The 12,080-nt window shown below is 71.1% G+C and carries 10 protein-coding genes; 6 read left to right on the top strand and 4 right to left on the bottom strand.

Features of this window, described 5'->3' with window-relative positions; all coding sequences use genetic code 11:
* Positions 1 to 10: 10 nt before the first annotated feature.
* The 3 genes from VM306_RS12850 to VM306_RS12840 all read left to right on the top strand — a co-directional run bounded on the left by VM306_RS12850 (position 11) and on the right by VM306_RS12840 (position 2,865).
* On the top strand, positions 11 to 1,216 hold the full coding sequence (locus VM306_RS12850; protein ID WP_325514542.1) for an FAD-dependent monooxygenase: 1,206 nt from the start codon (positions 11 to 13) through the stop codon (positions 1,214 to 1,216).
* 45 nt (positions 1,217 to 1,261) lie between these two features.
* Entirely contained in the window at positions 1,262 to 1,939 is a 678-nt protein-coding gene (locus VM306_RS12845; RefSeq protein WP_325514540.1) for a hypothetical protein, read from the top strand.
* Between the two features lie 377 nt (positions 1,940 to 2,316).
* Complete coding sequence (locus VM306_RS12840) at positions 2,317 to 2,865, top strand: hypothetical protein (protein WP_325514538.1); 549 nt, start codon at positions 2,317 to 2,319, stop codon at positions 2,863 to 2,865.
* A gap of 74 nt (positions 2,866 to 2,939) precedes the next feature.
* Here VM306_RS12840 and nudC read toward each other — a convergent pair whose 3' ends face one another.
* The 4 genes from nudC to VM306_RS12820 are packed head-to-tail and all read right to left on the bottom strand — an operon-like array spanning position 2,940 to position 8,229.
* Complete coding sequence (gene nudC, locus VM306_RS12835) at positions 2,940 to 3,896, bottom strand: NAD(+) diphosphatase (protein WP_325514536.1); 957 nt, start codon at positions 3,894 to 3,896, stop codon at positions 2,940 to 2,942.
* Positions 3,893 to 5,299, bottom strand: coding sequence for a M16 family metallopeptidase (locus tag VM306_RS12830; RefSeq protein ID WP_414672365.1), 1,407 nt, complete (start codon positions 5,297 to 5,299; stop codon positions 3,893 to 3,895). The genes nudC and VM306_RS12830 overlap by 4 nt, the downstream gene beginning before the upstream one ends.
* Positions 5,296 to 6,579, bottom strand: coding sequence for a pitrilysin family protein (locus VM306_RS12825; protein WP_325514533.1), 1,284 nt, complete (start codon positions 6,577 to 6,579; stop codon positions 5,296 to 5,298). The genes VM306_RS12830 and VM306_RS12825 overlap by 4 nt, the downstream gene beginning before the upstream one ends.
* Before the next feature lie 9 nt (positions 6,580 to 6,588).
* On the bottom strand, positions 6,589 to 8,229 hold the full coding sequence (locus VM306_RS12820; protein ID WP_325514531.1) for a DUF2207 domain-containing protein: 1,641 nt from the start codon (positions 8,227 to 8,229) through the stop codon (positions 6,589 to 6,591).
* 219 nt (positions 8,230 to 8,448) lie between these two features.
* Between VM306_RS12820 and VM306_RS12815 the strand changes: the two genes are divergently transcribed.
* The 3 genes from VM306_RS12815 (at position 8,449) to VM306_RS12805 (ending at position 11,830) form a co-directional block, all read left to right on the top strand.
* Positions 8,449 to 9,570 (top strand): neutral zinc metallopeptidase, encoded by a 1,122-nt coding sequence (locus VM306_RS12815; protein WP_325514529.1) that lies wholly within the window; start codon positions 8,449 to 8,451, stop codon positions 9,568 to 9,570.
* Between the two features lie 217 nt (positions 9,571 to 9,787).
* Positions 9,788 to 10,924, top strand: a complete 1,137-nt coding sequence (locus VM306_RS12810) for a neutral zinc metallopeptidase (RefSeq protein WP_325514527.1) — start codon at positions 9,788 to 9,790, stop codon at positions 10,922 to 10,924.
* A 12-nt stretch (positions 10,925 to 10,936) separates the two neighbouring features.
* The gene (locus VM306_RS12805) at positions 10,937 to 11,830 is read left to right on the top strand and encodes a neutral zinc metallopeptidase (protein ID WP_325514525.1); all 894 of its coding nucleotides are present in this window, start codon (positions 10,937 to 10,939) and stop codon (positions 11,828 to 11,830) included.
* The last annotated feature ends 250 nt before the right edge of the window (positions 11,831 to 12,080 follow it).

The following is a 12,080-nucleotide window of genomic DNA, read 5'->3' as shown; positions in this document are numbered from 1 at the left end:
AATGTTGAGCATGAAAACATCATCGGACGTCACCGTCGTCGGCGCGGGCCCGGTCGGCCTGCTGCTCGCGGGCGAACTGGCCCTGCAGGGCGTCCGCACCACCGTCCTGGAACGCCTGACCACGCAGTCCGGCACCATCAAGGCCCAGATGATCAGCGGCCGCACCCGCGAGATGCTCGCCATGCGCGGCCTGGGTCCCGCGATCGACGCCGCGAGCGAGGAGGAGACCGCCCGCCTCGCGTGGAACAGCCGCGGCTCCACCGGCCACTTCGCCGGACTGTTCAAACTGGACGGTCTGCCGCTCGTGATGCTGTCCCAGCAGGCATTGGAACGCATCCTCGAAGCCCGCGCCCGCGACCTCGGCGTGGAGATCCGCCGCGGCGTCGAGGTGACCGGCCTGAATCTGGGCTCGGAGTACGTGGTCGGCTGCGACGGCGGCCGCAGCACCGTCCGCACGCTCGCCGGGTTCGACTTCCCCGGCACCGGCCCCACCCTGACCGGCTACCAGGCGATCGTCGACCTGGACGGCGACCTCCCGAACGGCTGGCACCGCACACCGGCCGGAGTCCACGCGTTCGGCCCGCTCAAGGGCCGGATCATGCTCATCGAGTACGACGGCCCGCCGGCGACCCGCGACGTGACCCGCGAGTCCCTCGAAGCCGCCCTGCGCAGGGTGAGCGGCCGTGACGTCCGGATCACGCACGTCCACACGGCCACCACCTGGACCGACAACACCCGCCAGGCCACCACCTACCGGCGGGGCACCGTCCTGCTGGCGGGCGACGCCGCCCACGTCCACTCCCCGTTCGGCGGCCAGGGCCTCAACCTGGGCCTCCAGGACGCGCTCGACCTGGGCTGGAAGCTGGCCACCGGCGACTCCGCCCTCATCGACACCTACACCACCGAACGCCACCCGGTCGCCGCCCGCGTCCTGCGCAACACCCTGGCCCAGGTCGCCCTGACCCGACCTGACCCGCGGTCGCGGGAGCTCCACGCGCTCTTCAGCGACCTGCTCGACCTGCCAGAGGTCAAAACCCGGATCTCCGCGATGGTGCAGGGCACCGACATCCGCTACGACACGGGCTGTCCCCACCCGCTGGCGGGCACCTTCGTCCCCGGCCTGGACCTGTCCGACGGCAAGGGCACCACCACCGTGCTGGACGGCCTGGAAGCCACCGTCCGCCCCGACGGCTACGTCTCGTGGATCGGTGGATGAGCGTGTTCGCCTGCTTCGGGCGGACGACCTCGCCAAGATGGGCGCATGAAACCGCACCACTGGCCGCTCGTCGCGCTGGGCGTGTCCGCCGCCGCCGCGATCACCGTCGTGGTCCTCCTGGGCGGTGAGTCACCCGCGCTCAACATGGCGATCATCGTCGGCCTCCCGCTCATCGTGACGTACCTGGCGCACCTGGCGTCGAAGCGCGCGCCGGGCAAGGTGCTGTTCGAGTTCCGCGTCGACCCGCGACCCAGCTGGTACAACGACGCGGTCGAGGTCACCGGCGACGGCCTGGAGATCACGGCGATGTCCGGCGGCGGGCGGATGGCCTCCGGCGGACCGACCAAGCCGTCCTACGGCTTCACCGACCTCCTCGGCATCAGCACGCGGCCGGCGGTGGCCGGTGAGGCGCCGTGGATCACGCTGACCGACGGTCGCGGGCTGCCCGTGCCGGCTGGTGACGTCGTGGTGCTGCGGACCACCTCGGGCGAGCAGGTACTGCCGGTCGAGGACCCGCAGGAGTTCGTCTCCCTGGTGCGATCGAGGGTCTCGGGCCTGCCGGAGGTCCACTCCGAAGCCCTGGTCGTGGAGAGCACGGAGACAGGAGGGGCTCCCCCGCCCACGGGCGATCGGACCACTCAGGTGCGGGGGCCGGCCGTGTCTCTCACCGGGCCACCTCTCGCGGTGCGCTGGCTGGTCGGTGCGGCGCTCGCGCTGGCCTGAACCGTTGTGCTGCCGGTGGTTGCGCTGCTCACCACACCCGGCATGTCGCAGCTCGTGCTCGCGGGACCGGGCATCGCGGGAGTGGTGTGGGTGCTGAACCGGAACGTGCCGCGCGTCTCGGGGCGGGTGGCGTTCCTCGCGGTGCCGGTGAGCGCGCTCTGGTTGATCGCCAAGGGCGGCTACGTCTGGACACCGGTCCTGCTGGTGCTGTGTCCGGCCCTGGGCTACCTCGGTGGCCGGATGTTCCGGCTGGGCGCCAACCTCGGCCGCAACGTCGAGGTGCGGGTGCCATTGCGCGACGGCGGGTCGTTGTGCAGCGGGATCGCTTGGTGCACAAGCTGCACAGGTCGCATGAGGGTGGCGTCTATCCGCGCGCGATGTGGCTCGGAGACCTCACGCTGGTGCAGCCCGGCACCTCGCCCGACCTTCAGGCGTGGCCGGTTCCCGGTGGGATCAGCGTGCCCGTCGGCAAGAGTCCGATGCTGCGCCTGGTGGCACGGCCGCAGCAGTGGGTCCTGCCGGTGGTGCAGCCCGGTGAGCTGGCCGAACTGGTCCGGTCGCGCCGGGGAACGCCGGCGCGGCCCACCCGGATGTCGATCGAGGAGTGGCGCGAGCTGCACCGGTGGGCCGTGCGGCGGACGACCGGAACCGACCGGGGCAACTTCACGACCGCCGGCATCGGGTGGCGGTTGTTCGCCGCCTCCTTCACGGGCACCTTCGCCTGGATGTTCGTCAGTGTCGGCCCGGCCCTGTGGGGCGGGATCCTGATCACCGTGCCGCTGACCCCGTGGCTGCTGGCCGACTGGTGGCGGGTGCGGAACCGGATGCGGCTGGCCGAGCACACCGTGCTGCCGCCGGGCAGCCGGGACTGGGGCGAGACCCGTCCGGACCACGCCCCGATCCCCGGCTGGCAGCCCTACTCCTGAGGCGGCGGGTCGGGCAGGTCGAGCCGCCCGACCATCATCGGCGCACCAGCGCCATGCCGTCGAATCGGTCAGGATCACCCCGGGTAGTCGGCTCCCGACCAGCTCTGCAGCATCCGGAACGCGATGGACGCACCGCCGGCGAGCCCGAGGCCCGGGACGCTGCCCGGCTCCTCGATCGCCTTGCGCACGTCCGCCCGCGAGACCCACTTGGCCTCGGCGATCTCGCCCTCGGCGAGCCGCAACGGCTCGGACGGGTCCGCCACCGCCTCGAACCCGATCATCAGCGATCGGGGGAACGGCCAGGGCTGCGACCCGAGGTAGCGGATGTCGCGGACCTCGACGCCGACCTCCTCGAGGATCTCCCGCGACACGCAGGCCTCCAGCGACTCGCCGGCCTCGACGAACCCGGCGAGCACGGAGAACCGGCCCTCCGGCCACTCGGGTCCGCGCGCCACCAGCACCTGGTCGGCGCCGTCGTGCACCAGGCAGATCACCGCGGCGTCGGTGCGCGGGTACTCCTCGCGCCCGCACCCCGAACACGTCGAGGCCCAGCCGGACTTCTCCAGCACGGTCCGCGCGCCGCACTTGGCGCAGTACTTGCCGAGCCGGTGCCAGTGGAACAACGCGGCGGCCGTCGTGAACAGCCCGGCCCACATGTCGTCCAGGGTCGCGCCGGCCTGCCGCAGGTCGAGCCACTGCGGCTCGTCGGTGGGCTCCGGCGGCGCCCAGGCGCGGCCGATCGGCATCTGCTCGCCCTCCTCGGCGGGCATCTGCACGGCGAAGTACGCCACGCCGTCCTGCTCGCCGAGCAGGACGGCGTTCACGGGCGGCTGGTCGCCGAACTCGACGGCCGGGCGGTCGACCACCCGCGTGCCGCGATCGGCGACCAGCGTGCGGCCGCGCGTGTCGACGACCAGCATCCGGGCCTTGGGCCAGAGCGCGGCGAGCTTCTCCTCGTCGCCGCGCAACGGCTCGGACCGGTCGGTCGCGGACCGCGACAGCGCGGGCAGTCCGACCAGTTCGAACGTCATTGGAACGCCACACCGCCCAACGCGGCGAGCTTCGGCTTGAGCTGCTCGGCGTCACCGACGAGCACGCCGGTGAAGTTGCCCGGCGCGAAGAACTCCAGCGCGGCCGCCGCGACCTGCTCCGGCGTCACGGCCTGCAACCGCTCCGGGTGCGCCACCAGCCAGTCGATCCCCAGGCCGAGGGCGACGATGTTCACGACGAACGACGCCAGGCCCGACTGCGAGGACGTGGAGGTGAGCAGGGTGCCGATGGCGTAGCTGCGGGCGACGTCCACTTCGGACTGCGACGGCGGGACCATGCCCAGGCGCGCCAGCTCGTAGCGGGTCTCCAGCAGCGCGGCCGCCGTCACGTCGGACGCCGTGTCCGCGTCGATGAGCAGCGTGGCGCCGTGGATCGTGAACTCGGGGTGCGACCGGGCGCTGTAGGTGTAGCCCTTGTCCTCGCGGATGTTCTCGACGAGACGCGACGAGAAGAAGCCGCCGTAGACGAGGTTCGCGAGCTGCAGCGCCGGGTAGCGCTCGTCGGTGCGCGGGATCGCCTGCGCGGCAAGGCGGATCTGCGACTGCACGGCACCGGCGCGGTGCACGAGCAGCACGTCGCCACCCTTGACGGCGGGCAGCGGCGGCAGCTGGACGGCCTCGCCCTCGCCCTGCCACGCGCCCAGCGCCTCACCGATCCGGGCGACGGCCTCGGACGGCTCGACGTCGCCGACGACCACGAAGACCGAGCCGCGCGGCAGCAGGGCCTTGGCGTGCAGCGCCACGACGTCCTCGCGGGAGACGGCGGCGACCTCGTCGGCCTCCGGCATCTCCTTGGCGTACGGGTGGTCGCCGTACAGCACCTTCTGCAACGCCTCGCGGGCGATGACGCTCGGCTGCGAGCGGGCGATCGTGATGCGCTCGACGAGACGGCCGCGCTCGCGCTCGACCTCGTCGGCCGGGTAGGAGGCGTTCGTCAGGACGTCGGCCAGCACCTCCAGCACGGTGCCCAGGCCGCTGGCCAGCGCGTTGCCGGTGAAGCTCAGGCGCTCCGGGTCGACCACGGAGTCGAGCTCGCCGCCGACCAGCGCCAGCTCGGTGTCGATCTGCACGCGCGACCGCGTGGCGGTGCCGGTCAGCACGGTGTTCGCGAGGATCTCCGCAGTCGCGGCGTGCCGCGAACCGGTGCCGGGGGAGGCCGGGTCCGCGAACGGGACGCGCAACCGCACCTCGACCATCGGCACGGTGGAGCGGCGGACCGCGATGACGCGCAGCCCGTTGGGCAGCACGGTGTCCACAGAGGACAGCTCGGCGGCCGCCTTCTGCGAGCCCAGCTCCGGCAACGGGCGCGAGCCGGTCGACGTGCGTCCGATCTCCTCGGCGGTGCGGTGGGTCTTGTTCCCAGGAGAGGAAATCGAGGCGGTCACTGGGCTCCTCCGGTGGGCTTGACGAGAAGAAGGGCGCGGGCGTCGGGACGCAGCGCCTTGGCCGCGGCGGACACCTCGTCCACGGTCACGGCCGCGATGCGCTCGGGGAGTTCGTAGATGAGCTCGGCGCGGCCGAACAGCAGCTCCGCCGAGCCGAGGCCCAGCGTGCGGTTCGTGAGCCGGTCGTGCTCCTTGTGCATGGTCGACGCCCAGCGGGCCGTGACCTTCGCGAGCTCCTCGGCCGACGGCGGTTCCTGCGCGAGCTTCTGCAGTTCCTCGTCGATGGCCGCGACGACCTGCTCGGGCGCGACTTCGGCGGTGTGGATCGCGGTGATGCTGAACGTGTCGGGGTCGCGGGCCTCGAGCGGGCCGAAGAGGCCGCAACCGGCGTTCAGGTCGATCACGATGCCCTCGCGGTGCACGAGGCGCTGCTGCAGGCGCGAGCCGTCGCCGTCGGTCAGCACGCCGGCGAGCACCAGGTACGCGAGGTAGCCGTCGACGTCGGTGACCGGGTCCGGCACGCGGTAGCCGATCGCGATCGCGGGCAGCGGGGCCAGCGCGTCGGCGTGCTCATGACGGACCTCGCCCTGCGGGGCGGGCTCGGCGAACGAGGGGCGCTCGGGCCTCGGCCGGGAGGGCACGTCGGCGAAGTGCTTCTCCACCAACGACTTGGTGGTCTCGACGTCGAGGTCGCCCGCGACGGTCAGCACCGCGTTGGACGGCGAGTAGTACGTGTCGAAGAACTCCGCGCAGTCGTCGACCGTGGCGCTCTCCAGGTCGACGAAGTCGCCGTAGCCGTTGTGCGCGTTGGCGAACGTCTTGAACAGCACCGGCGGCAGGAGGATCCAGGGGAACCCGCCGTACGGGCGGTTCAGCACGTTGAGCCGGATCTCCTCCTTCACCACGTCGATCTGGTTGCGGAGGTTCTCCTCGGTGAGCTTCGGCGCCCGCATGCGGTCGGCCTCGAGGAACAGCGCCCGCTCCAGGGCCGCGCTCGGCAGCACCTGGTAGTAGTCGGTGTAGTCCGGGTGCGTGGACCCGTTGAACGTGCCGCCCGACGACTGCACGTGCCGGAAGTGGGCCAGCTTCTCCAGGCTCTCGCTGCCCTGGAACATCAGGTGTTCGAAGAGGTGCGCGAACCCGGTGCGCCCCTCCGGCTCGGAACGGAAGCCGACGTCGTAGTGCACGCTGACGCCGACGACCGGTGCGCTGGCGTCGGGGGCGAGCACCACCCGCAGGCCGTTGGTCAACGTGAACCTGTGCAGTTCGGGTGAGGCCATGGAGCAAGCCTACGGGTTCGGCGCCCGGAGCGATCGCAGGTGGCCCGCCTGGGCGAGCACGCCGTCGAGCGCCCCGAGGAACGCCGGGAAGCTGCGCCGGAAGTCGGTGCTGGTCCCTGAATTGCCGTACCAGTACAGATCTTGCTGGCCGAACGCCGTGAGCCAGCGTTCGGTCTCGCCGAGCACCACCGCGTAGGGCAGTGACCGGGAGAACACGAGCTCGCGGTCGTCCTCGGGAACGTCGGCCGGAGTCACTCCGTGGAGGTAACCGCGCAAGCCACGGACGTGGACGAGCAGCTCGCTGCCGCGCTTGGTGCGGGCGGGCATCGACCGGGCGCCGAACGCGAGCGCGGCGCCGGCGACGGCGACCGCGAGGCCGAACAGCGCGCTGCCGATGGTCAGCGCCAGCACGACCGTGGCCACCACGCCCAGCACCGCGAGCCCGATGCCGACCCACCAGAACAGGCTGCGCTCGGCGTCGGGCCTGCGCACGAACCAGCGCTTCTCCACGACGTCGGCGTACAGCTCGTCGCGGACCCGCGCGAGGTCGACCTGGCGGCCGCGCAGCTCCGACACCGTCACGGCGTCGACGCCCTGCGGCAGGAGGACTTCGTAGACGGCCTTCTCGTAGCCCGACAGCGAGGCGTCGGGCGGGTTGCGGCGCACGATCTGCCAGTCGTGGCCGAAACCGCCGCCCTCCTGGCGCACCTCGGTGATCCACAGGTAGTTGCGGACGGCGAGGTCGATCACGGTGGCGGTCACGTCGACGACGTCCACGTGCTCGTCGACGACCGTGCCGACCTGGCCGGGCAGCACGCCGTCCGGGGAGGCGAACGCGACGTGGCCGCCCTGGTCGCGGACCAGCACGGAGACCGCGCCGACCTCGCTCGCGAGCGCCGCCGCGTCCCGGCCGCGCAGGTACCAGAGCAGTGCGACGCCGCCGAGCAGCAGCACCAGCAGGCCGCCGAGCGCGACGGCGCTGATCGGGGTGAGGGCGAACGCCGCGGCGAGGCCCGACTGCTCGACCACGACGGCGTTGGGCGGCACGACCCCGGCGGACAGCCCGATCGCGACGTCGACGCGTTCCCCGGCGGCGAGCTTGATCTCCTGGGCGCGCACGCCCTTGCCGTCGGCGAGGTCCGCGCTCGTGCAGGGCTGCGACGAGCCGACGGGGCCCGCGAGGCAGTTGACCGACGTCGGGGAGTCGGGTGCGGAGAACGAGACGGCGACCTTGTCGAGCTCGGTGTCCCAGCCGCCCGCGACCTGCCAGCGGACCTCCAGCACGTCACCGACGGGGGCGACCGCGCCGACGACCGTGTAGGTCAGCGTGGAGTCGCCTCCCTCGAAGGTGGCGGTGAACTCCTCGCCGCCGACGGTCGCGCTGCCCCTGCCGTCGACCTTCGCGTCGGTGACCTGGTACTGGCGCTCGAGGTCGTTGCCCACGGCGAGTCGCAAGGGGACTGTCCTCTTGACCGTCTCGCCGTCCGGCACGTGGACGGTCTCGGTGACGGTGAGCCTGGCGTCGCGCTCCAGCTTCATCCGCACCTCGGTGCTGACGGTGCCGGGAAGCGGCTGCGCGAACGCGCCCACCGCCATCGCGGGCGTCAGTGCGGCTGCTGCGAGGAGCGCCACTCCCCAGTTCTTCGACACGGCTGCGGACAATAGCGGAGTCCTCATATGCTCCGGCGGACTTTCGAACAGACGCCAACTGGGGGATTTTCGGCGATGACATCACCACCGCCACCGGGCAACTGGCCGCCGCCACGCCCGGTGGGGCCGCCGCCCGTGCCCGCACGGCCCCCGTACGGGCCGCCGATGCCTCCCCGGCCCGTCCACGGACCGCCGCCGGTGCAGGGACCGCCTCCCGGCATGCGTCCGCCGATGGGTCCCCCTCCTCCTTATGGGCCTCCGCCGGGCTACGCACCGTTGCCGCCGCCGCGTCCCGTGATGCCGCCGCCGCAGCCGATGTGGGGCCACCCGCAGCACGGCGGGTACGCGCCGCCGTACCCGGTGATGCCTCCGCGCCGCAAGAGCAGCAGCGGCCCGGTCCTGGCGCTCGTGCTCGGTGGCGTGGTGATCCTCGGCCTCGGCGCCGTCGGTGTCTTCGCGGCGACGCTGAACAACAAGGTGAAGGACACGGGCTACTCGAACTACACGACCTACAGCCCGACGTACTCCCCCACGCGATCGACGACGACAACGACCGCGGCCACGACGACGTCATCCACGCGCACTTCGTCGTCACGGACGACGAGCACGCAGCCGACGCCCGCAGGTCCGAAGGCCGTCTACAAGCTCGCCGACCACCCGATCTTCGCGACGAACATCGGCGCGAACGACTTCGCGTCGTGCCCGTTGCCGACCATGGAGTACACCCCTGCGGGCGAGCAGCGGTTCCTCTCGGCGGCGTTGCCGTGCATCGAGAAGGCGTGGCAGCCGGCGTTGAAGGCGGCGAACCTGCCGTACCAGCCGGTCGAGCTGCAGGTCTTCACCGGCACGACGCAGACGCCGTGCGGCTCGCGGCAGGCCAATACGACGGCGATGTTCTGCAAGGGCGTCATCTACTGGCCCGGCACCTTCTACGCCAGCGAGCAGAACGGCCTCCGGCACCCCGGCGTGTACCTGGGCCAGCTCGGCCACGAGTACGGCCACCACCTCCAGTGGCTGACCGGCATGATGCGCGCCGCAGACCAGGCCCAGTACGACGCGGGCGGCTTCGACTCCCCGAAGGGCCTGGAGCTCAACCGCAGGCTGGAGCTCCAGGCCACCTGCCTCGGCGGCATGACGCTGGCACCGTTCACGCACAAGAACGTCATCCCGATGGACGTCGTCAACACCGGTCTGCGTGACGCGAGCCAGCGCGGCGACTACAACCGCACGCCTGACCACGGCAGTGCGCCGAACAACGAGCGTTGGGTGATGCACGGCCACAAGCAGAACAACATCAAGGCGTGCAACACCTGGGCGGCGAGCCCAGCGGACGTCTCGTGAACCGATCCCCCGGCCCGCACGTCTCAGTGACGAGGACAGAGTGCGTTAGCCCGGTCGGGGGACACGCGATCTCGGTCCGCCTATGCTCGTACCCGACCCAGGCTCACCATTGGGGGGATCGCAGGCGATGACGCAACCACCGCCGCCGGGCAGCTGGCCGCCGCCACGCCCGGTCGGCCCGCCACCGATGCCCGCACCACTGGGGCAGCGTCCGCCGATGGGTCCCCCGCCACCTCCGTACGGCATGCCGCCGCAGGGCCCGCCCCCGCAGCAGTACGGCCAGTTCGGCCCGCCGCCCCCGCCGGGCCCGGTCATGCCGCCACCGCACCCGGCCTGGGGTCCCCCGCCGAACGGTTACGCGCCGTACCCCGGGATGGCCCCGCCGCGCCGCAAGAGCAGCGGCCCGATCGTCGCCCTGATCCTCGGCGGCGTCGTCATCCTCGGCCTGGGCGCGGTGGGCGTGTTCGCGGCGACGCTGAACAGCAAGGTGAAGGACACGGGCTACTCGAACTACACGACCTACAGCCCGACGTTCACCCCGCCCACGACGTCCGTCGCGACAAGCACGCAGACCACCCCGTCGCGCCCCTCGGCGTCGCGCGCCCCCGCGTCCCAACCGGCGCAGGCGGGCCCGAAGGCCGTCTACGCCCTGGCGGACCACCCGTTCCTGAAGCCGAGCTTCGGCGCGAACACGGTCAGCGGCTGCGCGCTGCCCGCCATGGACTACTCCCCGGCGGGCCAGGACAAGTTCCTGCGAGCGGCCCTCCCGTGCATCGAAAGCATGTGGAAACCGGCCCTGCAGGCGGCGAACCTGCCGTACCAGCCGGTAGAGCTGCACATCGTCACGGAGACCATGCAGTACCCGTGCGGCACGGTCCGCCCAGACCAGACCGCGCGCTACTGCCAGGGCGGCATCTACTGGACGGCGAACGCCTACGCCTCCGAACGCAACCCGAACAACCCGAACCACCCCGGCAAGTACCTGGGCCAGCTCTCCCACGAGTACGGCCACCACATCCAGTGGCTCACCGGAATGCTCAAGGCCTCGGACCGCGCGCAGTACGACGCGGGAGGGTGGGATACTCCGAAGGGCCTCGACCTGAACCGCCGGATGGAGCTGCAAGCCACCTGTTTCGGAGGCATGACACTGGCACCGCTGTCACACGGCGCGGTGCCGATGGACGTCATCCGGGTGGGTCTGACCGACGCGGGCAACCGGGGCGACTACGACATCTACCCGACGAAGGACCACGGCACACCGCAGAACAACGCGGCGTGGGTGGACCGCGGCTACAGGTCGAACAAGGCGTCGGAGTGCAACACCTGGGCAGCCGACCCGGGATCGGTCTCCTAGAAAGGGGCGAACGTGACCCAACCAGCCAAGAACAACCCGGTAACGCTCGGGGCAGTCTTCGTGCTGGTAGTCGCCTTCGTCCTGGGAATCGGCCAGCTGAGCCGCCCGAGACTCGTCACAGGGCACGCCCTGGCAAGCTCCCGCCCGGCCCCAGCAGCCTCGACGGAGCCCTCGACCCCGATCCGCCCCAGAGCGGTCTACCGCCTGGAAGACCACCCGGTCCTCCTGACCCCGGCATCGCTCACGCAGGTGACGTGCGCCCTCCCCCAGTTCGGCGTCTCAGACCAACAACTGGCCGCCTACTACGCGGCAGGCGTCACTTGCCTGGACACAGCATGGGGCCCCCTCCTGACCGAGGCGAACCTCCCGTTCGACAAACCAGTGCTGGACGCCTCGGCAGAGCTGAAGGACGGCCCCTGCGGCGCAGCCCCGGAGTCGGACCACGCGGTGGCCTACTACTGCGGCCGCAACAGAACCATCTACATGCCCACCTCCCGCCTGCGCGACAACGGCGGAGGCGACGCCCCGGCAACCCACCTGGCAACGCTGGCCCACGAGTACGGCCACCACGTCCAGGCCCTGACGGGCCTGCTGCGAGCAGCAGACCTGAAGATCACCGAGGCAGGCGAGAAGACAACGGCGGGCCTGGAGATGTCCCGCAGGATAGAACTGCAGGCGAACTGCTTCGCGGGCATGTTCCTGTCGAGCGTGGCAGGCAGGGGCTCAGTAACACAAAACCTGGCAAGGCAAGCCCAAGAGGACTTCCAGTACGCCGTAGAAGAAGAGCCGGAGAGCAACGCCCACGGCTCAGCAAAAAACCAAGCACAATGGGCGACAACAGGCTTCAAGACAAACACAACAACAGCCTGCAACACCTTCGCGGCCCCAGCAGAACAAGTGGCATAAGCGAAGGTGAAGCCGAGCGGTGAAGCTCTTGAGCGAAGCTCCCGCAACGGAACCACCTACGAAACCGCAAGCCGCCCGACGAAACAGGCGTGCCATCACCCGCCAGCCCCCCAATCGCGAACCAAACTCAACCAGCCGACCGACCAGAAGGCAGAACCACCCGAAAAACACCCCCAGAACCAGAAGCCTCACAGGTCAGTTCCCCACCATGCGCCCGAACCACCCCCCGAGCGATGGCGAGCCCGAGCCC

It is taken from the genome of Lentzea sp. (assembly GCF_035525475.1).
Classification (GTDB): Bacteria; Actinomycetota; Actinomycetes; order Mycobacteriales; family Pseudonocardiaceae; genus Lentzea.
Note: the sequence above shows the minus strand (reverse complement) of the source record. Positions and strands in the feature narration are given on the sequence as shown.

Coding starts and splice junctions, on each gene's coding strand:
- VM306_RS12850 (WP_325514542.1), top strand. CDS start 11: ATGAAAACATCATCGGACGTCACCGTCGTCGGCGCGGGCCCGGTCGGC.
- VM306_RS12845 (WP_325514540.1), top strand. CDS start 1,262: ATGAAACCGCACCACTGGCCGCTCGTCGCGCTGGGCGTGTCCGCCGCC.
- VM306_RS12840 (WP_325514538.1), top strand. CDS start 2,317: ATGTGGCTCGGAGACCTCACGCTGGTGCAGCCCGGCACCTCGCCCGAC.
- nudC (WP_325514536.1), bottom strand. CDS start 3,896: ATGACGTTCGAACTGGTCGGACTGCCCGCGCTGTCGCGGTCCGCGACC.
- VM306_RS12825 (WP_325514533.1), bottom strand. CDS start 6,579: ATGGCCTCACCCGAACTGCACAGGTTCACGTTGACCAACGGCCTGCGG.
- VM306_RS12815 (WP_325514529.1), top strand. CDS start 8,449: ATGCGTCCGCCGATGGGTCCCCCTCCTCCTTATGGGCCTCCGCCGGGC.
- VM306_RS12810 (WP_325514527.1), top strand. CDS start 9,788: ATGGGTCCCCCGCCACCTCCGTACGGCATGCCGCCGCAGGGCCCGCCC.